Source organism: Nocardioides sp. (genome assembly GCF_025964975.1).
Taxonomy (GTDB): Bacteria; Actinomycetota; Actinomycetes; order Propionibacteriales; family Nocardioidaceae; genus Nocardioides.
The window spans coordinates 24,208-47,234 of sequence record NZ_JAOPXV010000149.1 but is presented as its reverse complement, the minus strand read 5'-3'; the positions used below and the strand labels follow the sequence as shown (position 1 = coordinate 47,234).

The following is a 23,027-nucleotide window of genomic DNA, read 5'->3' as shown; positions in this document are numbered from 1 at the left end:
TGAGGCACATCTCGCGCGGCGACTGATGGCTAACTTCGCTCGCTCGCTCACGATGCGACCACCACGTCGCGCACGACGACCGTCCGGTAGGCCGGGTGGTTGGCCAGGAGCTCGGCATGGGTGCCGACGGCGACGACCACACCGTCCACGAGGAATGCGACCTCGTCGACGGCGTCCAGGACGAGCGGGCTGACCGTGGTGACGACGGTCGTACGGCCGGCGCGGTGGGCCTTCAACCGGGACGCGATACGGACCTCGGTGTGCGCGTCGACGGCACTCGTCGGCTCGACCAGCACCAGGATCTCGGGGTCCGCTGCCAGGGCCCGCGCGAGGACGAGCCGCTGCCGCTGACCGCCGGAGAAAGAGCGCCCCTTCTCCGTGACGACCGTGTCGAGGCCGTCGGGCAGCGCGTCGAGGATGTCCTTGGCGGACGCGGTGGCGAGGGCTTCGTCGACGCCGCCCTTGCCGCGCTCGTCGATCCGGTCGGCCAGGCGACCCGCGAAGAGCGCGGCCTGGGTGTCCGAGACGACGATCCGCTCGCGGACCACTGCATGCGGCAGCGAGGTGAGGGGGACGCCGCCGAGGGACACGTCGTCGTCGGTCTCGGGCGCGCACAGGCCCAACCTGTCGGCCAGCAGTGCGGAGTCGTCCGGCTGCTCGGACACGATGGCGACGAGCGTGCCGGGACGGACTCGCAGGCCCGAGCGCACGTCGAGGAGGTCGCTGTCGGCAGGAGGGGCTGGGGAGGGGGAGGCGGGGTCGACGACGTCGGGATCCAGGGCGAGGACCCGGCACACCCGGCCGGCCGCGACGCGGCCGCGGATCATCTTGTTGGCGAACTCCGTCGCCGTACGCAGCGGGATCAGGAGGAAGGCGGAGTAGCCGTAGAACGCGACGAGCTCACCGGCACTGAGCTGTCCGACGACCGCGGCGCGGCCGGCGAGCCAGACCACGAGCACGACGAAGACGCCGGGAAGGAAGATCTGCAGGGCGTCGAGCACCGACTGGAGCTTGGCGACGTTGACCGCCGCCACCCGGGTGGCCTGGGACTCGCGCCGGTAGCGGTCGAGGAAGACACCTTCGCCGCCGATCCCGCGCAGGACGCGCAGCCCGCCCACGATGTCGGTGCCGGTGTTGGAGAGGTCGCTGCGCATCTGTCGTTCGGTGGCGCTGCGGACCTGCAGTGGCTTGAGGATCGGGCCGAGCACGAGCAGCAACAGGGGCACGCCGATCAGCACCACGAGACCGAGCTGCACCGACGTCGTCAACAGGATCGTCGAGACCAGCAGGAAGGAGACGATGGCACCCGAGAAACGCGCGGTCACGTCCATCACGTTGCCGATGTGGTTGAGGTCGGTGGTGCCGATCGCGATCACCTCGCCGGTGCTGACCTTGCGTGGCAAGGAGCCACCGAGGCGGACCGACTGTCGGGTGATGAGCTGGACGACGCGGTAGGACGCGGTGAGCCAGTTGGTCACCGCGAACCGGTGACGCATGATCCCGGTGACCGCCTGGACCAGACCGATCAGCAGCATCACCCCGGCCCAGAGCAGCAGCTGCGACTGGTCACGATCGGCGACACCCCGGTCGATCGCGCGGCCGAGGACGGCCGGCAGCACGGCCTGGCACGACATCCAGAGGATCCCGAAGGTCATCCCGCCCAGCAGGGTGCGCCGCTGTCCCATTGCCAGCCACCACAGGAAGCGTCCGGGTGAGCGATGGTCCGCGATACCGGGGTCGGGGACGGGAAGCTGACGCACTCTGACGAGGCTACGGAGGAGGTGGGTGTCCTAGCGAATCCTTTGTTGCCGCTCGCTCCTCACGCGACGTTCACCTGCCTGTCGCCGCACCGATGCCTGCCGGGCTCACCGTGGTCCCATGAGCGTGACCTGCCAGCAGCCGGCCCTCGACCGGACCCCCAGCCTCGTCATCACCCCGGCGATCGTCGCCCATCGCGGCGCCAGCGGACACCGTCCGGAGCACACGCTGTCGGCCTACCGGGCCGCGATCCGCATGGGCGTCGACGACATCGAGATCGACCTGGTCAGCACCCGGGACGGGGTGCTGGTCGCGCGCCACGAGCCCGAGCTGAGCGGCACCACCGATGTCGCGGAGCACCTCGAGCTCGCGGACCGGAGGGGGACGAAGACGATCGAGCGCCGCGTGGTCACCGGGTGGTTCGCCGAGGACTTCACCCTGGCCGAGATCAAGACGCTCACGGCCCGCGAGCGGCGGCCGGCCATGCGTCCGGCCAGCGCTGCCCACGACGGACGTGAGGGCATCGCCACGCTCACCGAGATCCTGACGATGGTGCACGCCGAGTCCATGCGTCGGCGTCGCAGCGTGGGAGTGATGATCGAGCTCAAGCACGCGGCGTACTTCGACTCCATCGGCCTGCCCCTCGACGTACCCCTCCTTGCTGCGCTCCGTCGCCACGACCTCGACGGGCCCATGGCCCGCATCAGCCTGATGGCCTTCGAACCGCAGATCCTCCAGCGGCTGGCCCTGCGGACCCGGCTGCCGATCATCCAGCTGCTCGCGGTCGGTGACTCGCACGCCGTGCTGTGCACCCCGGCGGGACTGGCCAGGATCGACGAGTACGCCGACGGCATCGGCCCGCACAAGAGCCTGGTCCTGCCTCGTGATGCGTCCGGTGCCATCGGTGACCCGTCCACGCTGGTGCGGGACGCCCATCGTCTCTGGCTGACCGTGCACGTGTGGACCGTGCGCGCCGAGAACCGTTTCCTGCCCAGCAACCTGCGACGCGGGCTCGACCTTGATGCGTACGGCGACATGGCCGGTGAGGTCCGGGCGCTCCTCGACGTCGGTGCCGACGGCGTCATCACCGACCACCCGGACCTCGCCGTGAGCGCTGTCCGGGAGCTCGTCAGCTGAGGCGCGTGGTGTCCTCGGACCCGGACCCGGACTCGGACCCGGACTCCGGCTCCGGCTCGGACCACGCGGGCTCGGGCTGCACGTAGGCCGGCCCTGCGGGCACGTGGTCCTTCGACCGTCGCCCGGTCAGTGCGACGGCGAGGAGGCCGGCGAGCCCGGCGGCGAGCCAGGGCAGCGGCATCAGCCATCGCAGGTCGCCGCGCCCGATCGCGCTGGTCTCCAGCAGGAGCCAGATGAAAGTCAGGCCGAGGAAGGCCACGCCCATCACGAGGTGGGCAACGCTGACCGGGTGCCGTCCCGACGCGTCCGCTTCGACCTCGGACTGGATGGCGTCATCGGGGGAGGGGTGGCTCATGGGGGACCTCACTGCTCTCGGGACTCGCGGATGGTGACCTCGCCGACGCCGAGGTCGACGTAGATGCGCAGGTCGGGAACCTCGTTGCCGCCGTCGAGGAGGTTCTCGACCGTGACGTCGAAGCCGTCGTTGTGCTGGTCGAAGACGTCGACGTCGCCGACACCGGTCGTAGCGGCCGCCTGGACGTCCATACCGCGCGGGACGATGACCTCGATCTCCCCGACACCGCCCTCGACCGTGATCTCGTGGCCGTCGAGCCCGTCGACGTCGTCGACGGCAGAGAGGTCAAGCGTGAGCTCACCCCCGTCGAGGGTGTAGAACCCACGGACGTCCTCGGAGGTCGTCGGGGTGTAGGCGAGCGTGGTGTCCACGTAGTTGGACGTGGCGGTGGCGATGAGCGTCACGGCGCTCAGCACGAGGCCGATGAGGATCAGGCCGCCGGCGCGTCCCCAGAAGGCTCCCAGGACCAGCATCGCGCCGGTCAGGGCGAGGCTCAGGGCGGGGTACGCCGCGTCGGGGACGTCGGTGCCGGAGACGTCGATGATGCCCAGCGTGCCGACCCCGGTCGCGATCAGCGCGAGCGTGAACCAGAAGAGGATCGGGCCCTTCTTGCGCGGGTTGCGCGGCCGGGAGTAGCTCGCCCGGTCGTAGGTCTGGTACGGCTGCTGGTACGGCTGGTAATGACTGCGCGGCACCGCCGCCGTCTGCGAATCCCAGATCGGTTGCTCCGGCGCGGCGGTCGGCGTCGTGGTGGTGGGCGAGGCGGGTGACGAGGGGGGGGAGGCTCCGGTCACCGGGGCGGCGTAGCCGGTCACCGCCGGCACGTAGGGACGAGGTCCCTGGTCCTTGCGGTTGAGGAACCACACGATGCCCAACGCCACGATGACGAGCGGCCAGGGGAACCAGAACGCTCCTGCCGAGTCACCAACTGCGGCCAGCGCCGCCACGATGCCGGCGATGAGGAGGGCGATTCCGCGGTTGCGGTCGTCGAGCCCGAGCGGCTGCGCGGTCGATCCCTCCTCCGGGACGAGCAGCCAGGCTGCGCCGTACACCACGAGGCCGGCACCGCCGAAGAACACCAGCACCACGAGCGTGACGCGGACGATGATCGGATCGATGTCGAGGTGGCGCGCCAGGCCGGCCGAGACGCCGGCGATACGACGGTCGAGGTTGCTGCGGCGGAGCCGGCCGAGGTCGAGGACGTCGTTGCGAGTGGGTCGCGGGCTCTGCTGGTCGGGCCGGTCGGCAGCAGGCCGGGGCTCGGCGGCCGGCGGTGGAGAGGGGTTCGTCATGGCTCCAGTCAACGCCCAGCGGCCGGCCGGCACCATCGGGGACGTCCCTGATCATCGACCCGCGTCGGTCGGACGGTCACCTCAGGGTTCGTTCGGGGTCGATCCTCATGGTGGGCACGCGCCCTGCCTGCGACGATGGACACACGATGAGCCTCGCTTCCCCCCACCCTCCGTCCGGGCCCCCACCCGTGGCCCCTCCCTTCCGCCGCGCCACCCGCGACACCGAGTCACCCATTGCGGGCGGCGTGTCCGGCGGGTTGGCGGCGCACTTCGGCGTGCCCGTCCTGTGGGTGCGGGTCGCCTTCGTCGTGCTCACAGTGCTGGACGGTGTCGGGCTGATGCTCTACGCCGGTCTGTGGATGTTCCTGCCCACCGACTCCCGGTTCGACCAATCGGCCCCGGGGCTGGAGAGCGCCACCCGCACCGGCAAACGGCCTCGGCGCGTCTCTCGACTGCGGGACGCAGGCCCTGCCATCGCCATCGGTGCGCTGCTCTTCGGGGCGGTCCTCGCGTTCGAGGCCGCCTTCGGCCAGGGGGCACTCTTCTGGCCGGTCGTGATCGCGGTGGCCGGCATCGGGCTGCTGTGGCGCCAGGCGGACGAGGCGCAGCGTGAGCGCTGGCTGGACTCGACCGGGCGCATCGATCCCTTCCGTGCCGTCTTCGGCGTCGGCGGCTGGGCCTCCTACTTCCGCGTGTTCGCCGGCCTCTCGCTGGTCGTCGGCGCGCTGATCATGTTCGCCGTCTGGACCGGGACGTTCGCCTTCGCCGTGCCGGTCGTCATCGCGGGCCTGCTCGGTGTGCTCGGACTCGCGATCGTCGTCGGTCCCTGGGCGGTCCGCCTGGTCCACGACCTCGGCGCGGAGCGGGCCGAGCGGGTCCGCAGCCAGGAGCGCGCAGACATGGCCGCCCACCTGCACGACTCCGTGCTCCAGACCCTCGCCCTCATCCAGAAGAACTCCGGCGACGCCGCGATGGTGGCCCGGCTCGCCCGCTCGCAGGAGCGCGACCTGCGCTCCTGGCTCTTCGAGTCGGTGGGCACCGACGTCACCCTGGCCGGCGAGCTCCGCGCCATCGCAGCCATCGTGGAGGACACCTACTCCGTGGTCGTCGACGTCGTGGCGGTCGGCGACGTAGACATGACCGAGGCGCTCAAGCCCATCACCGATGCCGCCCGCGAGGCCCTCGCCAACGCTGCCAAGCACGCCGGGGTCAAGCACATCGATGTGTACGCCGAAGTGTCGGCCACCGCCGTCGATGTGTTCGTCCGCGACCGCGGCGCGGGCTTCGACACCACGGCCATCGCGGGCGACCGCCAAGGCGTCCGTGGCAGCATCATCGACCGGATGGCCCGCCACGGCGGGACCGGCGAGGTGCGCTCCGCGCCCGGCGACGGCACCGAGGTGCGGCTCCACCTGCCCCTGATGAATGAGGAATCACCATGAACAACGCGACCAGTGCCACCGGGACCCCCCGTCCTGTCCGGATCGTGATCGTCGACGACCACGCGATGTTCCGCGCCGGGGTACGTTCCGAGCTCACCACGGTGGGCGCGGGGGTGGTGGACATCGTCGCGGAGGCCGCTGACGTCGACTCCGCGGTCGCCGTCATCCGCGAGCAGCAGCCGCACGTCGTGCTGCTGGACGTCCACCTCCCCGGCGGCGGGGGTGCCGAGGTGATGCGACGGATGCCGGCACCCGACGCGCGCTATCTGGCGTTGTCAGTGAGTGACGCCGCCGAGGACGTCATCGGCACCATCCGGGGCGGGGCCAGGGGATACGTCACCAAGACGATCACCGGACCGGAGCTCGTCGATGCGATCGCCCGCGTGGCAGGGGGCGACGCGGTGTTCTCGCCCCGACTGGCCGGCTTCGTGCTCGACGCCTTCGCCGGGTCCATCGACGTCGCGGCCGTCGACGAGGACCTCGACCGGCTCACCGAGCGCGAGCGCGAGGTGATGCGCCTGATCGCGCGCGGCTACGCCTACAAGGAGGTCGCCAAGGAGCTCTTCATCTCGGTGAAGACGGTCGAGACCCACATGTCCTCGACCCTGCGCAAGCTCCAGCTCTCCAGCCGGCACGAGCTCACCCGCTGGGCCTCCGACCGCCGGCTCCTCTAGCACGCTCCTGGGGGTGGGGGGCGATTGACAACAGCCCGCGGAACCGGTGGGCTCGGCCCACCCATTTCCTCTCGGATCGAGGCAGAGCCGTGGCCCACACCAGCGATGTGTCCGTCGCCGAGCATGACGACGGCACCGGCCTCAAGAGGTCGATCACGGGCAAGCAGCTGTTCTTCTACACCCTCGGAGACGTCCTGGGCTCGGGGATCTACGTCCTCATCGGCCTCGTCGCCGCTGCGGTCGGCGGGGCGTTCTGGATTGCCTTCGCGGTCGGCGTCTCCGTCGCCGCCATCACCGGGACGGCGTACGCCGAGCTGGTGACCAAGTATCCCCAGGCGGCCGGGTCGTCGCTGTACGTCCAGAAGGCCTTCGGCAACAAGGCCCTCACCTTCCTGGTGACCGTGTCGTTCCTCGCCGCGAGCTTCGCCGCCTCGGGCTCGCTGGCGGCCGGCTTCGCGTCGTACTTCTCCGAGCTGTGGGCGGGTCCGCCCGCTCTGCTGGTCGCGCTGGTCTTCGTCGCCCTTCTGGTCCTCATCAACTACATCGGCATCAGCGAGTCGGTGGTGACGAACATGGTGATGACCTTCGTCGAGCTCAGCGGGCTCATCATCGTGCTGATCATCGCGGCCATCCACATCGGTCGGGGCGACGCCGACTTCGAGACGCTCACCGACATCAGCGTCTCGGGCAACCCGGCCCTGGCGGTCCTGGCCGGGGTGGCGCTGTCCTTCTTCGCCATGACGGGCTTCGAGAACACCGCCAATGTCGCCGAGGAGACCATCGACCCGCACAAGGCGTTCCCACGCTCCCTCGTCGGCGGCATGATCGTGGCCGGCACGGTCTACGTGCTGGTCTCGATGGCAGCGGCCCTCACCGTGCCCACCGACGAGCTGGCCAAGTCGGAGGTCGCCCTCCTCGAGGTCGTCAAGCAGGGCATCCTGCCGTTCTCCACCGACCTGATGGTCACCATCTTCACGGTCATCGCCCTCGTGGCGATCACCAACACCACCCTGGTCACCCTGGTCACCCAGCCGCGCATCCTCTACGGCATGGCGCGCGAGGACGTCGTCCCGGGCGTCTTCGCCAAGATCCACCCCACTCGGCGCAGCCCGTGGGTCGGCCTGCTCTTCAGCGGCCTGGTCGTGGGCGCCCTGCTGATCATCGGCACGCTGATCACCGAGGCGGGCGGCAAGCTCGACGTCGTCGAGCGCCTTGCCCTGGTGACGGTGGTGTTCCTCCTCGCGATCTACGCCCTCGTCATCATCACCTGCCTGAAGCTGCGCGGGCAGGACGAGGACGAGCGGGCGTTCCGGGCCAACACACCCCTGCTCGTCGTGGGGCTCGTCGGCAACCTCGCCATCCTCTACTGGGTCATCTACGACGACCCCGGCTCGCTGCTCTGGTGCGCCGGCCTGCTTGCGGTCGGTGGCGTGCTCTACCTCGCAGAGAAGCTCTTCGGCAGCCGTGGCACGGAGTCGACCGCTGGTCCACTGGACCGCGAAGACCGGGAGGTCTGACATGCATGTCATCGTCGCCACCGACGGTTCGAAGCAGTCACTGGCTGCCGCCAAGCACCTCAAGGCTTTCGCCGACCCGGCGAAGATCACCGAGGTCTCCGTGATCGCCGTGATCCGGCCCCTGGCGGCGGTGGCCTTCGCCGACGAGCTCTCCGAAGCCGAGCACCAGGCCTCGTGGGACTCCCTGTCGTTCCGGGAGGCCGCCGAGAATGCCGTCGCCATGATCGCAGCCACGTTCGACGGATGGGGACCCAAGGTGCACCAGCGGGTGCGCTCGGGCTCGCCGGCCAACGAGATCATCAAGGCCGCCAAGCAGTACGACGCCGGGCTCGTCGTCGTCGCAGCGGGCGGTCGCGGCCTGAGCGAGAGTGTGCTGGTGGGCAGCACTGCCCAGCGGGTCCAGCACTATGCGCCGTGCCCGGTGCTCGTCGTACGTCCCAAGCCGCGCCCCAAGAAGGCCAAGCAGTCCTGATCCGGTCACGCCGCTAGTCTTCGCCCATGGAGATCCTGCGCCTCGTCCTGTTGTTCCTGCACCTTCTCGGCTTCGCTGCACTCTTCGGTGGGCTCGTGGTGCAGGCGAGGGAGTCGGACAAGTCGGTCAACGCGGCCATGCGTGACGGCGTCGGGACCGCGTTCCTGGCCGGGCTCCTGCTCGTGGGGGTGCTCGAGGCCGGCGACGCCGAGGTCAACCACGCCAAGATCGGGGTCAAGTTCGTCATCGGGCTGGTGCTGCTGGTGCTGGTGATGGCGAACGTCCGGAAGCCCACGATCCCGCAGGGGCTCTGGGCCGGACTTCTCCTGCTGAGCGTGGCCAATGTCGCCGTCGCTCTCTTCTGGTCACCGGCTCACGCGGCCTGAGCGGCGTCGGTCCCAGCCCGTAGGCTGGTGGGGAGATGAGTAGCCCCCACCTGATCCCCGGCCTCGAGCACGACACCGCCCCTTCGGAGCCTCGCACCACCCGCAGTGGACCGACCCCCGACGAGCTGCTCGAGGGGCTCAACGAGCCGCAACGTGCCGCGGTGGTCCACGTCGGGGCGCCGCTGCTCGTGGTGGCCGGCGCCGGTTCGGGCAAGACGCGTGTGCTCACCCGACGCATCGCGTGGCTGATCACCGAGCGCAGGGCGCACCCGGGCTCGATCCTGGCGATCACCTTCACCAACAAGGCCGCGGCCGAGATGAAGGACCGCGTCGAGGACCTCGTCGGCAAGCGCGCCCGCATCATGTGGGTCTCGACGTTCCACTCCGCCTGCGTGCGCATCCTCCGCAAGGAGATCACCGCCCTCGACCTGGGCGGGACGACCTACAAGTCCAACTTCTCGATCTACGACGCTGCCGACTCCAAGCGCCTGATGACGCTGGTCCTCAAGGGTCTCGACCTCGATCCGAAGCGCTACCAGCCCGGTGCGGTGCTCCACTGGGTGAGCGACCAGAAGAACGAGCTGCGCGACCCCGAGGACGCCGTCAAGGACGCACACAACGGCTTCGAGGAGGCCTACGCGGCGGCATACACGAACTATCAGCGCCGCCTGCGCGAGGCCAACGCCCTCGACTTCGACGACCTGATCATGACCGCGGTGCGGCTGTTCCAGAGGCTGCCCGACGTCCGCGAGAACTACCGCCGCCGGTTCCGCCACGTCCTGGTGGACGAATACCAGGACACCAACCACGCGCAGTATGCGCTGATCCACCAGCTCTGCGGCCAGGACCTCGAGCAGGACCGACCGGTCGACGACACGCCCAGCGAGCTGATGGTGGTGGGCGACGCGGACCAGTCCATCTACGCGTTCCGCGGCGCCAACATCCGCAACATCCTCGACTTCGAGAAGGACTTCCCGGACGCCACGTCGATCCTGCTCGAGCAGAACTACCGCTCGAGCCAGACGATCCTGACGGCGGCCAACTCGGTGATCAAGAACAATGCCGGGCGGCTCGACAAGCGGTTGTGGTCGGACGCGGGCGACGGCGAGCGGATCGTGGGGTACGTCGCCGACGACGAGCACGACGAGGCCAGGTTCGTCTCCGAGGAGATCGACAAGCTCGTCGACACCGGCCGGCTCAAGGCCGCCGACGTCGCTGTGTTCTACCGCACCAACGCCCAGTCCCGGGTCTTCGAAGAGGTCTTCATCCGCACCGGTCAGCCCTACAAGGTCGTCGGGGGCGTCCGCTTCTACGAGCGGCGGGAGGTCCGCGACGCACTCGCCTACCTCCGCATGCTGGTCAACCCGGCCGACGAGATCTCGCTGCGCCGCGTCCTCAACACCCCCAAGCGCGGGATCGGCGACCGCGCGGAGGCCTGCGTCCAGGCGCTCGCCGAGCGCGAGCGGATCACCTTCTGGGAGGCGCTCCTCATGGCCGACCAGGCGCCGGGGCTGGCTACCCGCTCGCTCAAGAACATCCAGGGCTTCGTCGCGTTGATCCAGGAGCTCCAGTCGATGGTCGCCGCCGACGAGCGTGCCGACGTGATCCTCGAGTCCGTGCTGGAGCGCTCGGGCTACCTCGCCGAGCTCGAGGCCAGCGACGACCCGCAGGACGCCACGCGCGTCGAGAACCTCGCCGAGCTTGTCGCCGTGGCTCGCGAGTTCTCCGACGACCCCCAACCCGGTCCCTCCGCAGACCCGAGCGATCCTGACGACACCGTGTCGGGATCAGTCGTCCCCGGACTCGGTGACTTCCTCGAGCGGGTGGCGCTCGTGGCCGACTCCGACCAGATTCCCGACGCCCCCGACGGGGAGGGCGCAGGCGTGGTCACCCTGATGACGCTGCACACCGCCAAGGGACTGGAGTTTCCGGTGGTCTTCCTGACCGGTCTCGAGGACGGCGTGTTCCCGCACCAGCGGTCGCTGGGCGACCAGACCGAGCTCGAGGAGGAGCGGCGGCTCGCCTATGTCGGCGTGACCAGGGCCCGCGAACGCCTCTACGTCTCCCGGGCGATGGTGCGCTCGGCGTGGGGCGCGCCCTCGCACAACCCGGCCTCGCGCTTCATCGACGAGCTGCCGGTGGACCTGATCGACTGGCGCCGTACAGCTCAGGCCCAGACCCGCTGGGGCCGGCCCGACCTCGCGGCGGGCTCGCCCGCCCGACTCGGCGTGCCGACCGACGCCGGTCGACGCAACTTCTCATCGGCCGCCGCGCGTGCCGATGTCGCCGCCAAGGCGAAGCCGGCGCGGCAGATCCCGTCGCTGGAGCCGGGCGACCGGGTGGTGCACGACTCGTTCGGGATGGGCACGGTCGTGGCCCTCGAGGGAGCCGGGGAGAAGTCGGTGGCCTCGATCGACTTCGGGTCCGACGGCGTCAAGCGGCTGCTGCTGCGCTACGCGCCGGTGGAGAAGCTGTAGCTGAAGCGCGCCACGGCGCAGCGCGGCGTCGAGCGGTGCGTGTGCCATCTTCTGCGAGCCAGAAGGTGGGTGTGGCACCGCCGACGGGGCAGGCCGGTCACTGGAGCGGGTGGCAGGTGCGTATGCCACCTTCTGCGAGCCGAGAAGGTGGGTGTCGCACCCGCTCGACGTCGGCCGGGCGGTCAGGCTGCGAGGCTCAGGGTTGGATGCCGTGCTCGAGCAGTGCGGTGAACGGGTCGACCGGGTCTCCGGCGCCGGGCCGCACCTCGAGGTGGAGGTGCGGGCCGGTCGAGTTGCCGGTGGATCCCACTGTGCCGATGGCCTCGCCCCCGCGGACGACATCGCCCACGCTGACCAGGAACGAGGTCTGGTGGCAGTACCAGATCTCGGTGCCGTCATCGAGGGTGACGACGGTCTTGTTGCCGTACGAGCCGTCATAGCCGGTCTCGGTCACGACACCGTTGGCGACGGATCGGATCGTGGAGCCGATGGGGGCGGAGAAGTCGAGGCCGGTGTGGACACTGGACCACAGATAGCTGGACGCGCCGAAGGGGGCCGAGATGCGGTAGGAGGCCAGGGGGAGGACCCACTGGTTCTCCTTGATCTTCGCGGCCTGCTTCTCCGCGGCCTTGGCGAACTGTTGGAGGGCGGCGTGCTGCTGCTCGGCCTGGGCCTCCGCCTGGGCGACGAGGTCCTCGTTGGCGGCGTCAGCCATGGCATCGCGACGCGAGTCGCGCGACACGATGACCTCGCGGTTGCGGAGGGGGGAGACGCTGGCGAAGCTGGTGCTGCCGGCAGCGGCGATGGCGCCGGGCTGCGAGCTGGCGGTGCGGACAAGATCGGTGTCAGCCGCGGTGACGGCGCCGTACGCCGAGATCGCGAGGGCGGCGACCCCAGCGATGATCGGGGCGGACGGCAGGGCGCGAAGGACGGGGTGCAGGGCAGGCTGCTTCTCTGCCTTGCGTCGACCGGCGACGGGTGCTGCCGAGTGGTCGCGGCCTGAGCCGCGGTGCGCTCGGTGGTTGCCCATATACAGAAATCCTTCGTCCGGCTGAAATGCGGGGAGTGACAGTGAGGCGTCGCAGACTGTAACGGATAGGTCACAGTGATTGAAATCCTCTCTCGGTGCCATTGTGGAGGACGTCACCGGGGTCTGCAGCCGTTCGCCGAAGTTGCGTCCCGTCCTGCTCGTGACATGGGCCACGTCGTCGGAGTTGGCTAGCCTTCGGCCATGACGTCCGGCACGCCCCACAGTGGCCTCCGCGTCGTGGTCGCCGAGTGCGCGGCCGACGGGGAGGGCGGTCGCGGCGCCCGCATCGCCTGTGCCCTGCGAGACGCGGGACACGAGGTCGTCCACACCGGGCCGCTCCAGAGCCCCGACCAAGTCGTCGAGGCCTCGATCCAGGAGGATGCGGACCTGATCGGCCTCGCAACTGAGGGCGCAGACCCGGGGCTCCGCGCCACGTTGGTCGGGCTCCTCGAGGCGCGCGGGGTCGACGACATCGAGGTCCTTGTGGGCAGCGACGAGATCACCCGCTGGGTGGCGGAGCACTTCGCCCAGGATCCCATCACCGGTTGAACCTCAGGCCCGCGAAGCCTGGTAGCGACGCAACGCCTCCGCGCGCTCGTCGGCGTGGTCCACGATGCGCAACGGATAGCCCCCCTCGTAGCCCACGTCGGACTTCCAGGGCTCGTGTGCGGTGGCGCCGCTCAGGTGTGCCAGCTCGGGCACCCAGCGGCGTACATAGGCACCGTCCGGGTCGAACGTCTTGCCCTGGGTGACGGGGTTGAAGACCCGGAAGTACGGCGACGCGTCGGTGCCGGTCCCGGCCACCCACTGCCACCCGTGGTTGTTGGACGCGACGTCACCGTCGATGAGCGACGACAGGAAGTGCCGCGCACCCACCGTCCAGTAGACGTGCAGGTCCTTGGTCAGGAAGGAGGCGGTGATCATGCGCACCCGGTTGTGCATCCAGCCGATCTCCCGCAGCTGGCGCATGCCGGCGTCCACGATCGGATAGCCGGTGGTGCCGGTGCGCCAGGCCTCGACGGCGTCCTGGTCGTCGTACGTCATGCCCGACAGCGCCGGCTTGAGGTCCGACCAGGCCGAGGCGGGGGCGTGCCACAGCACGTCGGCGTAGAACTCGCGCCAGGCGAGCTCGGTGGCGAAGGCGGACGTCGGGTCCAGGTCTGCGAGCAGGGAGCGCGGGTGCAGCACGCCGAGGTGGAGGTACGGCGAGAGCCGGGACGTGCCGTCGTGGTCGGGTCGGTCCCGCTCGACCGGGTAGTCCGCCAGATCGTTGTCGCGGAAGTCCTGCCAGCGGCGCCAGGCCGCTTCCTCCCCGGCCCCCGGGAGCTTGAACGGAGCGGCGGCGACTGCCTGCTCGAGCATCCCGACGGCCCGCTCGTCCGACTCGGCCGGCACGAGGTCGGGCGACTGCGGGCGCTCGGCCGGGGCCGCCCAGCCGTGCGCCCGCCACGACCGCGCGAAGGCACTGAACACCTGGTAGGGGTCACCGGTCCCGTTGGTCACCTGACCGGGACCGATGGCGTACGGCGAGCCCGTGCCCACCAGCTCGACCATCTCGCCGACCGCCTGGTCGCGCCGGCGACCGTAGGGCGTCGTCTCGGCAGCGACATGGACGACACCGCCGTCCGCCACTGCCGGGACGACGTCGACCGGGTCGCCGTACCGGATCGTCAGGGGAAGGTCCTGGGCGAGAGCCAGCACGTTGGCCGCCAGCCACGCCCGACGCGCCGGACCTGCTGCCGACCACAGCACGGGGTCGATGACGAAGAGCCCGGTCACGGGTCCGTGGGCCAGCGCGGACAGGAGCGCGGGGTTGTCCCGGACGCGCAGGTCGCGACGGAACCACATGACCGAGGACCCAGAAGACATGCACTTCACGGTACCGACGGTGTGATCAGAGCGACTGGCCCCGACCTCGATGTGACGCGCCTGACAGGTCTAGGGTGCCAAGGAGCATTGCCGGAGTGGTTACGCACAAACGAAAAGGACTGGGTACGTCGTGGACTTGATGGAGTACCAGGCGAAGGAACTCTTCGCGAAGTATGGAGTGGCCGGAGCGCTCGGCAAGACCGTCACGACTCCCGAGGACGCTCGCGCGGCCGCGGAGGAGATCGGTGGCGTCGTCGTCGTCAAGGCGCAGGCCAAGGCCGGCGGTCGCGGCAAGGCCGGCGGCGTCAAGGTCGCGAAGACGCCCGAGGAGGCCGAGGAGGCCGCTCGCGCGATCCTCGAGCTGGAGATCAAGGGTCTCCCGGTCAACCGCGTCCTCGTGGTCCCCGGAGCCTCGATCGAGGAGGAGTACTACTTCTCCTTCCTGCTCGACCGGTCCAACCGCTCCTACCTCTGCATCGCCAGCGTCGAGGGTGGCGTGGAGATCGAAGAGGTCGCCAAGACCAACCCCGATGCGGTCAAGAAGATCCCGATCGACGCCGGCACCGGTGTCGACGAGGCCAAGGCGATCGCCATCGTTGATGAGGCCGGTTTCCCCGCCGAGCTGCGCGACCAGGCGATCCAGATGGTCCAGCAGCTGTGGACCGTCTTCGTCGAGGAGGACGCGACCCTCGTCGAGGTCAACCCGCTGGCGCGGCTGACCGGTGACAAGCTCGAGGCCCTCGACGGCAAGGTCTCCCTCGACGAGAACGCCGAGTTCCGTCACCCCGAGCACGCCTCCTTCGAGATCCGCGACGAGGAGGACCCGCTCGAGGCGAAGGCCAAGGACAAGGGCCTCAACTACGTCAAGCTCGACGGCGCGGTCGGCATCATCGGCAACGGCGCGGGCCTGGTCATGTCGACCCTCGACGTGGTCGCCTACGCCGGCGAGAAGCACGGCGGCGTGAAGCCCGCCAACTTCCTGGACATCGGCGGCGGCGCCAACGCCCAAGTGATGGCCGACGGCCTCGACGTCATCCTCAACGACGAGCAGGTCAAGAGCGTGTTCGTCAACGTCTTCGGCGGGATCACCGCGTGCGACGAGGTGGCCAACGGCATCAAGGGCGCGCTCGAGATCCTCGGTGACGCAGCGACCAAGCCCCTCGTGGTCCGGCTCGACGGCAACAACGTCGACGCCGGCCGCGCCATCCTGGACGAGCTCAACCACCCGTTGGTGACCCAGGTCGACACGATGGACGGAGCGGCCGACAAGGCCGCCGAGCTCGCGAACGCCTGAGGACGGAGAGAAAACCATGAGCATCTACCTGAACAAGGACTCCAAGATCATCGTCCAGGGCATGACCGGCGGGATGGGTGCCAAGCACACCACCCTGATGGTCGAGTCCGGCGCCGACATCGTCGGCGGTGTCAACGCCCGCAAGGCCGGCACCACTGTCGAGCTCGGCGGCAAGGAGCTGCCCGTCTTCGGCAGCGTCGCCGAGGCCATGAAGGAGACGGGCGCCGACGTGTCGGTCGCCTTCGTGCCGCCGGCGTTCACCAAGGACGCCTGCATCGAGGCGATCGACGCCGAGATCCCGCTCCTCGTCGTGATCACCGAGGGCGTCCCGGTGCAGGACACTGCCTCGGTCGTCGCCTACCTCGAGGGCAAGTCCACCCGGATGATCGGCCCGAACTGCCCCGGCATCATCACGCCGGAGGAGTCACTGGCCGGCATCACGCCGCACACCATCGCGGGCAAGGGTCCGGTGGGCCTCGTGTCCAAGTCGGGCACCCTGACCTACCAGATGATGTACGAGCTGCGTGACTTCGGCTTCACCACGGCGATCGGCATCGGTGGTGACCCGATCGTGGGCACCACCCACATCGATGCCCTCGAGGCGTTCGAGAACGACCCCGACACCAAGGCGATCGTGATGATCGGCGAGATCGGCGGCGACGCCGAGGAGCGGGCCGCGGCCTACATCAAGGACCACGTCACCAAGCCGGTCGTCGGGTACGTCGCAGGCTTCACCGCTCCCGAAGGCAAGACCATGGGCCACGCCGGCGCCATCGTGTCGGGCTCGTCGGGCACGGCGCAGGCCAAGAAGGAGGCCCTCGAGGCTGCCGGGGTCAAGGTCGGCAAGACGCCGTCGGAGACCGCCGCGCTGATGCGGGAGATCCTCCAGGGCATGTGAGTCCCAGGCACGAGCCCCGTTCGCTGCGGCGACCGGGGCTCGTGTCGATTTCAGCAGCCGGCGCGGGCGAAGACGCACATCTCGATCGCGAGGTCGCGGCCGAGCCGGGTCTGCCTCCGGATCTGCACCCGGCTCTCCGAGAGCCCTCCTTCGCCGTACGTGTGGGTGATCAGCACGCCCTTGCCGACCCGGATCACCTGGAAGGTCGAGAGTCCCAGACCTCGGGTCCAGCTCTGCGTGAAGATGACGGCGTCGTAGCCGGTGTCGGCGTCGTGCACAGTCCAGACTGATCCTCGGACGGGCTCGGTGCAGGCGGTGAGTGCCGTGCGGATGCGGGCCAGAGCTCGGACCGCCACCCGGGCACGACGCATCGAGACGAGCTCACGGGCGTCGAGGTATTCCGGACCGGTCGCTCGCACCGCCTGCCTGTCCTCCACAAGTGCCGGAGCCAAGGGCCACCACCGCTCGCCGCACGCACCGATCCGGCCGATGGCCTTCGCGTCGGGTGCCGGGACGGGCTGCTCACCGGTGGAGTCGTCGACCGAGATCCGCAGGGCGAGCGGGAAGTCGTCGGGAATCGGCGTCGGCGTCGCGGTGGTCGTCGCGGTGGCAGGAGAAGCCGGGACGAGGAGAGCAAGGGCGAGCAGGGTGGTGATGACTCTCGTCATGAGACCGCAGCCTAGGCGCCGGGCAGGTCGCTGAGGCGCTCCAGCGCCCGCTCGGCGATGGCGACGAAGGCGTCGCGCTGGAGCGTCTTGCCCTCCGAGGGGGTGAAGCCGACCTGGGAGACGGCGTTGCCGTCGCGCATGATCGCCATCCAGAACTGCATGGTCCTCTCGTCCGAGATCTCGATCTCCAGGTCCCACACGGTCAGCTGTGTCCGCTTGCCCGAGCGGTCGACCAAGGTGTCGACCTCTGTGCCGAGGTCGACCTCGGCGCACCGGCGGATGCGGCTGCGGACCTCCTTGACGAAGCTCGCCGCCTGCCCGTCCTGCATGGTTGCGACGGTCTGGGTGAGCCCGAAGGTGTCGATCTTCTTCTGGGCCAGGAACAGGAAGGTGCGCGTCAGCGGGCGCTTGACGCCCTTGCCGGTGAACTGCGTGTTGTCGCAGTAGGTGGACGCGGCGTTGGCCCGGGCGCGCTGGGGGTCAGTGCCGACCCAGGGACCGACAGCACCGGCCACCGGTGGCAGGTCGACCGCGCTGAGCAACCCGGGTGGCCTGCCCACGGCGATGGGATCGCTGGGCCGCACCTTGGGCGGTCCGGCACAGGCGCCGGCCCCAACCTTCCCGCACGCGGCGTTGACCGCAGCAGCCACCCCGGCGGCCGTCGCCTGCACGGGCACCGGCCTTCCGGAGGTGCTGACGAGGGTGATGACGGTGAGCCGCCCGGTGCGGGCAATGCCCACGGCGATCTGGGCGGGAGTCCTGTTCCAGGTGCGCAGGTTCAGCACCGTCGCCTCGTCGCCCACCCGACCGATCGTGTGGGTCGAGAGGAGCTGGGCTCGTGAGTCGAGGCAACCGGCGTACCAGCCTTGTGCGGTCGTGAAGGCTGTCTGCGCGGCCTTCGCGTCGGCCGACATCTCGACGAACTCGACGGCAGTGGCCCGCTCGCGAGTGTCCCGGCGGCTGCTGGACGTGCCGTCCCTCTTCGTCTTGTCACTGCCGCTGCCGCTGCCACTGCGGCTGCCACTGCCGCTGCCACCGGCGGTCGACGCGGCGCTGGTCTTGCCGATGAACGACCGCATCAGGGCGCCGGCGCCATCGGTCTTGGCGTTGGTGAGGAAGTCGTCCTCGGTCTTCGGGTCGGCGAAGCGGGTCTGCTGGCACGGCATCACCAAGCCGTCACCCGCCAGGTTGTCGGACGTCTCACTGAGGCGCCACGTCATGCTGGGATCGAACCGGGAGACCTGGTCGACCTGCAGCAGGGACTCGGCAGCGAGCGACGGGGGTGCGGTGGGTCGGCTCTGACGCAGGGACGCGCTCGGCAGAGCGCGCTCCTGGTCCAGGCTGCTCGGCTCGACGCCGTCCGAGGCGACGACGGTGCCGGAGATGAGGAGCGCCGCCACCACCGCGGCGGAGCCCATCAGCGTGTGCGTGCGACGGCGGGCGGTGCCCGAACGACGCACGATCGTGCTGCGGGGCCACCTGGTGTCGGCGATGGGTTCGAGCAAGGCCTCGAGAAGAGGGCGTACGTCGGTGCTCGCCGCATCACGCGCGATGGAGAAACGAGAGGTCGAGGTCTGGAGCACTCGCTCCGCGTCCGACCGGGGGAGACCGACCTCGCGCGCGATCTCTCCGAGGGTCATCGGGGAGAGGGTGCTCAGCACCAGCGTCCTGCGCTCCTGCGCGCTGAGCTTGGACAGCGCATCCAGGGTGGCCCGGACGTCGTCGTCGATGCCCTTGTCGCGGTGCCACGGACGCGCCGCGTGCCGCCGTTGGGCCCGCCGGTGCGCCAGCGGTCGGACGAAGGCCTCGCGATCCTCGAGCCGCGAGACCTTGCGCCAGTGGTGCCAGGCGACGGAAAAGGCATCACGCACCGCGACCCTGGAGGCCGACAGATCACCCGTCAACGCGTACGCCTCGTGCAGGAGGCGGTCGCGGGTCTCGGCGTAGAACGCGTCGAACGTCTCTGGGCTCCTCATGACCTTTCCACGGTACGTGATCCGCCGCAGCCCGCGCACACCCCGGCTCTGGCTCTGCGCCGGAGGGAGGCGCTGCCTCTGCGGCGTACCCGGCGTGGGAACCCGAACACCATCCGTGCCCGCGTCATGATGGCGGGGCCATGACCTCACTGCTCGTCGACCGCCGTGACCGCACGGGTGCCCCTGCAGCCGCCCAACGACCCCTGGTGCTGATCGCCACGCTGGGCGGGGCCGTGGCTGCCCTCGCCCCCTTGCTGGTGTGCATCGCCGTGGGCGTCGTCGGCTGGTTCGCCTCCGACGCCGGCGCGCACGGCGCTCCCCGCGACGGCATGCGCATGGGCGCCCTGGCATGGCTGATGGCTCACGGATCGGGCACCACCGTGCAGGGAGTGGCGGTCGGCGTCGTTCCCCTGGGGCTCACGGCGATCTGCGCGTGGTCGATGTGGCGGGTGGCTCACCGCGTGGGTGACGCGCTGTCCGGTCACGGACCGGACGCCGACCGGATCTCCGACGGCGAGCGCGACCTGACGGTACCCATGGCGGCCGGCACGTTCTTCCTCGGGTACGCCGTCGTGGCGGTGGTGACCGCCGCGTTGGCGTCCACGGTCGCGACCGCGCCCAGCGTCCCTCCGGTCGTCCTGTGGATCCTGGCGATGTCGCTGCTGTTCGCAGCGCCCGCGATCGCCATCGGCTCGGGTCGCGCGGCGATCTGGGCAACCTTCGTGCCTGTCGTGGTGCGACAGGGCGCTGCGACCGCACGCGCGATCCTGACGGCGCTCCTGGCCCTGGCCACCCTGGTGTTCCTCGTCTCCCTCGCCGTCGGTGTGGGCGAGGCGGCGACCATGGTGGGCCAGCTGCACCTGAGCGCGGCGGAAGGCACGGTCTATGCGTTGACCAACGCCGCCTTCGTGCCCAATGCGACTCTCTTCTCCGGGTCCTTCCTGCTGGGTCCCGGCTTCGCAGTCGGTGGCAACACCCTGGTCTCACCCGACGCAGTGGTGCTGGGGGCACTCCCGCTGTTCGCCTTGCTGTCCGCCCTGCCGGATGCCGGCGTGCCCGCCCCCTGGCTCTCCGCAATGGTGTGGCTGCCCCCGGTGACCGCCGCGGCAGCAACCATGAGGTTCCAGCGACGGCACCCCGCTCCGACTTGGCTGGACGCTGGGCTCCGCGGTTGCGGAGGCGGGATCGCCGCCGCCGTGGCCTTCGCCGTCCTGGCATCGGTGTCCGGTGGGGCCGCAGGGCCCGGACGGATGCGTCACGTCGGGCCTGACGTGTTCGACGTGCTCCTCGCCTCGATCACGGCGTTGGGACTCGGAGGCCTTGTCGGGGCTCTCGTCATGACCTGGTGGCAGCGACGAGGACTGTCGTCGTCAGGGCCCTAGGATCCACCGGGTGACCAGTCGTCTCGTCGTCCTCGTCTCGGGCACCGGAACCAACCTGCAGGCACTGATCGACGCCTGCGCGGATCCGGCATACGGCGCAGAAGTGGTCGCCGTGGGTGCAGACCGCCACGGCATCGAAGCGCTCTCTCGGGCGGACCGGGCAGGCATCGCGACCTTCGTCAAGCGGGTCGTGGACTTCAGCACGCGCGAGCACTGGGACCGCGCGATGGCGGACTCGGTGGCCGGCTTCGAGCCCGACCTCATCGTGCTCGCCGGCTTCATGAAGCTCGTCAGCGACGACTTCCTGGCTCGCTTCGAGGACCGCGTCGTCAACACCCACCCCGCGCTATCCCCGTCGTTCCCGGGCATGAACGGCCCCGCCGACGCCCTGGCGTACGGCGCGAAGGTCACCGGCGCCACGCTCTTCATCGTCGACGGGGGAGTCGACACCGGCCCGATCGTCGCCCAGGTCGCGGTGCCGGTGGTGGATGGCGAGGACGTCGAGACCCTGCACGAGCGGATCAAGGCGGGCGAACGGACGATGCTGGTCGACACCGTCGGCCGGATGGCGCGCGAGGGCTGGCACGTCGACGGCCGCCTGGTGCGGATCGGCTGACGGCACCTCCGCTTCGGTCGACTGCGTGGTCTTGTCTCCGCTTCGGTCGACTAGGCTGCCCCCACACGACTGGCGCAGGTGGGCGACCACCGGGGAGTGAAGCCAGGGAGCATCGAACGCCTGGGTGCTCCCCCCCGCAGCGACTCATGGAGCAACCGTGTCCCAACGCCTTGACCAGATCCCCCTTCGCCGCGCCCTCGTCTCGGTCTACGACAAGACCGGGCTCGACGACCTCGTCCGCGGGCTCCACGAGGCGGGCGTCGAGCTCGTCTCCACCGGCGGTTCGGCCAAGCTGATCGCGGACCTCGGCCTGCCGGTGACGAAGGTCGAGGACCTCACCGGGTTCCCCGAGTGCCTCGACGGCCGGGTGAAGACCCTGCACCCCCGGGTGCACGCCGGCATCCTCGCCGACCGCCGTCTCGACTCGCACGTCCAGCAGCTGGCCGACCTCGACGTCGAGCCCTTCGACCTGGTCGTCTGCAATCTCTACCCCTTCGCGCGGACGGTCGCGTCCGGTGCCACGCCCGACGAGTGCGTCGAGCAGATCGACATCGGTGGTCCCTCGATGGTCCGTGCGGCCGCCAAGAACCACCCCTCGGTCGCCATCGTGACCTCACCCGACCGCTACGCCGACGTGCTGTTCGCAGCTGCGGCCGGGGGCTTCACGCTCGAGGCGCGCAAGGCGCTGGCTGCCGAGGCGTTCGTGCACACGGCGACCTACGACGTGCACGTCGCGTCCTGGATGGGCAACGTGCTGACCGACACGTCCGCAGGCTCGGGCTTCCCGGCCTGGATGGGCGCGACCTGGGACAAGGACGCCGTGCTGCGGTACGGCGAGAACCCCCACCAGTCGGCGGCGCTCTACTCCAACGGACACCTGCCGGGCGGACCGGGTCTCGCCCAGGCCACCCAGCTGCACGGCAAGGAGATGTCCTACAACAACTACGTCGACGCCGATGCGGCCCGCCGTGCGGCATACGACTTCGACCAACCGGCCGTCGCGATCATCAAGCACGCCAACCCCTGTGGGATCGCCGTCGGCCCCGACGTCGCTGACGCCCACCGCAAGGCCCACGCCTGTGACGCGGTGTCCGCCTTCGGTGGGGTGATCGCGACCAACCGGCCCGTCTCGGTGCAGATGGCCGAGCAGGTCGCCGAGATCTTCACCGAGGTCGTGGTGGCGCCCGGTTACGAGGACGGTGCTGTCGAGGTCTTGGCGGCGAAGAAGAACATCCGGCTGCTCGAGTGCGCCCCGCCCGCGCGCGGGGGAGTCGAGATGCGCGCCATCTCGGGCGGCCTGCTGCTCCAGGGCCATGACCTCCTCGACGCCGCCGTCGAGGGTGGTGGCGACGACCCGGCCGCATGGACGTTGGCCACCGGCGACGCTGCCTCGGACGAGCTGCTGGCAGACCTGGTCTTCGCTTGGCGCGCCTGCCGCGCCGTGAAGTCCAACGCCATCCTGCTGGCCGCCGACGGCGCCTCGGTCGGCGTCGGGATGGGTCAGGTCAACCGGGTCGACTCCTGTCGGCTGGCAGTCGAGCGGGCAGGCGACCGTGCGCGAGGCTCGGTCGCCGCGTCGGATGCCTTCTTCCCCTTCGCCGACGGCGCCCAAGTGCTCATCGACGCCGGCGTTACGGCGATCGTGCAACCCGGCGGTTCGGTGCGCGACAACGAGGTCGTGGAGGCGTGCGAGAAGGCCGGGATCACGATGTACTTCACCGGCGCGAGGCACTTCTTCCACTGATGGTCCGGTTCCTCACCGGCCTCGTCCCGGACACGAAAGC

The 23,027-nt window shown here is 70.0% G+C and carries 20 protein-coding genes; 13 read left to right on the top strand and 7 right to left on the bottom strand.

Annotated features, from left to right (window positions below; translation table 11 throughout):
- Positions 1-47: 47 nt before the first annotated feature.
- The gene (locus JWN68_RS11460) at positions 48-1,760 is read right to left on the bottom strand and encodes an ABC transporter ATP-binding protein (protein WP_297738793.1); all 1,713 of its coding nucleotides are present in this window, start codon (positions 1,758-1,760) and stop codon (positions 48-50) included.
- A 118-nt stretch (positions 1,761-1,878) separates the two neighbouring features.
- On the opposite strand from JWN68_RS11460, the gene JWN68_RS11455 reads away from it, so the two are divergent.
- Positions 1,879-2,895, top strand: coding sequence for a glycerophosphodiester phosphodiesterase family protein (locus tag JWN68_RS11455; protein ID WP_297738791.1), 1,017 nt, complete (start codon positions 1,879-1,881; stop codon positions 2,893-2,895).
- On the opposite strand, the gene JWN68_RS11450 is transcribed toward JWN68_RS11455, so the two are convergent.
- Positions 2,888-3,250: a hypothetical protein gene (locus tag JWN68_RS11450; protein WP_297738789.1), complete on the bottom strand. Its 363-nt coding sequence runs from the start codon at positions 3,248-3,250 to the stop codon at positions 2,888-2,890. The genes JWN68_RS11455 and JWN68_RS11450 overlap by 8 nt on opposite strands.
- Before the next feature lie 8 nt (positions 3,251-3,258).
- Positions 3,259-4,542, bottom strand: a complete 1,284-nt coding sequence (locus tag JWN68_RS11445) for a PspC domain-containing protein (protein WP_297738787.1) — start codon at positions 4,540-4,542, stop codon at positions 3,259-3,261.
- Positions 4,543-4,730: 188 nt separating this feature from the next.
- Here JWN68_RS11445 and JWN68_RS11440 point away from each other — a divergent pair, with 188 nt between their 5' ends.
- From JWN68_RS11440 to pcrA, 6 genes are all read left to right on the top strand, one after another.
- On the top strand, positions 4,731-5,984 hold the full coding sequence (locus JWN68_RS11440) for an ATP-binding protein (protein WP_297738785.1): 1,254 nt from the start codon (positions 4,731-4,733) through the stop codon (positions 5,982-5,984).
- Positions 5,981-6,658 (top strand): response regulator transcription factor, encoded by a 678-nt coding sequence (locus JWN68_RS11435; protein WP_297738783.1) that lies wholly within the window; start codon positions 5,981-5,983, stop codon positions 6,656-6,658. Before JWN68_RS11440 ends, JWN68_RS11435 begins: the two co-directional genes overlap by 4 nt.
- Positions 6,659-6,747: 89 nt before the next feature.
- Positions 6,748-8,175: an APC family permease gene (locus JWN68_RS11430; protein WP_297738781.1), complete on the top strand. Its 1,428-nt coding sequence runs from the start codon at positions 6,748-6,750 to the stop codon at positions 8,173-8,175.
- A gap of 1 nt (position 8,176) precedes the next feature.
- Positions 8,177-8,647: a universal stress protein gene (locus tag JWN68_RS11425; protein ID WP_297738779.1), complete on the top strand. Its 471-nt coding sequence runs from the start codon at positions 8,177-8,179 to the stop codon at positions 8,645-8,647.
- Positions 8,648-8,673: 26 nt separating this feature from the next.
- Positions 8,674-9,033 carry a hypothetical protein gene (locus tag JWN68_RS11420; protein WP_297738777.1) on the top strand — a complete coding sequence of 120 codons (360 nt, stop codon included), beginning with the start codon at positions 8,674-8,676 and terminating at the stop codon, positions 9,031-9,033.
- A 35-nt stretch (positions 9,034-9,068) separates the two neighbouring features.
- Entirely contained in the window at positions 9,069-11,510 is a 2,442-nt protein-coding gene (pcrA, locus tag JWN68_RS11415; protein ID WP_297738775.1) for a DNA helicase PcrA, read from the top strand.
- A gap of 196 nt (positions 11,511-11,706) precedes the next feature.
- On the opposite strand, the gene JWN68_RS11410 is transcribed toward pcrA, so the two are convergent.
- A complete protein-coding gene (locus JWN68_RS11410) occupies positions 11,707-12,540 on the bottom strand; it encodes a M23 family metallopeptidase (protein ID WP_297738771.1) in 834 nt (277 codons plus the stop codon).
- A gap of 201 nt (positions 12,541-12,741) precedes the next feature.
- Between JWN68_RS11410 and JWN68_RS11405 the strand changes: the two genes are divergently transcribed.
- Positions 12,742-13,089 carry a methylmalonyl-CoA mutase gene (locus JWN68_RS11405; RefSeq protein ID WP_297738769.1) on the top strand — a complete coding sequence of 116 codons (348 nt, stop codon included), beginning with the start codon at positions 12,742-12,744 and terminating at the stop codon, positions 13,087-13,089.
- A 3-nt stretch (positions 13,090-13,092) separates the two neighbouring features.
- Here the strand turns inward: JWN68_RS11405 and JWN68_RS11400 are convergent, their stop codons facing one another.
- Complete coding sequence (locus tag JWN68_RS11400) at positions 13,093-14,409, bottom strand: deoxyribodipyrimidine photo-lyase (protein WP_297738767.1); 1,317 nt, start codon at positions 14,407-14,409, stop codon at positions 13,093-13,095.
- Positions 14,410-14,539: 130 nt separating this feature from the next.
- Between JWN68_RS11400 and sucC the strand changes: the two genes are divergently transcribed.
- Together sucC and sucD are read left to right on the top strand one after the other, a co-directional pair.
- Positions 14,540-15,703 (top strand): ADP-forming succinate--CoA ligase subunit beta, encoded by a 1,164-nt coding sequence (sucC, locus tag JWN68_RS11395; RefSeq protein ID WP_297738765.1) that lies wholly within the window; start codon positions 14,540-14,542, stop codon positions 15,701-15,703.
- Positions 15,704-15,719: 16 nt separating this feature from the next.
- Complete coding sequence (gene sucD, locus JWN68_RS11390) at positions 15,720-16,601, top strand: succinate--CoA ligase subunit alpha (RefSeq protein ID WP_297738763.1); 882 nt, start codon at positions 15,720-15,722, stop codon at positions 16,599-16,601.
- Positions 16,602-16,651: 50 nt separating this feature from the next.
- On the opposite strand, the gene JWN68_RS11385 is transcribed toward sucD, so the two are convergent.
- Positions 16,652-17,269 (bottom strand): hypothetical protein, encoded by a 618-nt coding sequence (locus JWN68_RS11385; RefSeq protein WP_297738761.1) that lies wholly within the window; start codon positions 17,267-17,269, stop codon positions 16,652-16,654.
- Between the two features lie 11 nt (positions 17,270-17,280).
- Entirely contained in the window at positions 17,281-19,245 is a 1,965-nt protein-coding gene (locus JWN68_RS11380) for a hypothetical protein (RefSeq protein WP_297738759.1), read from the bottom strand.
- A 140-nt stretch (positions 19,246-19,385) separates the two neighbouring features.
- Between JWN68_RS11380 and JWN68_RS11375 the strand changes: the two genes are divergently transcribed.
- The 3 genes from JWN68_RS11375 (at position 19,386) to purH (ending at position 22,987) form a co-directional block, all read left to right on the top strand.
- Positions 19,386-20,627, top strand: coding sequence for a DUF6350 family protein (locus tag JWN68_RS11375; protein ID WP_297738758.1), 1,242 nt, complete (start codon positions 19,386-19,388; stop codon positions 20,625-20,627).
- Positions 20,628-20,637: 10 nt separating this feature from the next.
- Positions 20,638-21,243, top strand: a complete 606-nt coding sequence (purN, locus tag JWN68_RS11370) for a phosphoribosylglycinamide formyltransferase (protein ID WP_297738756.1) — start codon at positions 20,638-20,640, stop codon at positions 21,241-21,243.
- Between the two features lie 157 nt (positions 21,244-21,400).
- Positions 21,401-22,987, top strand: coding sequence for a bifunctional phosphoribosylaminoimidazolecarboxamide formyltransferase/IMP cyclohydrolase (gene purH, locus JWN68_RS11365; RefSeq protein ID WP_297738754.1), 1,587 nt, complete (start codon positions 21,401-21,403; stop codon positions 22,985-22,987).
- Positions 22,988-23,027 lie beyond the last annotated feature (40 nt).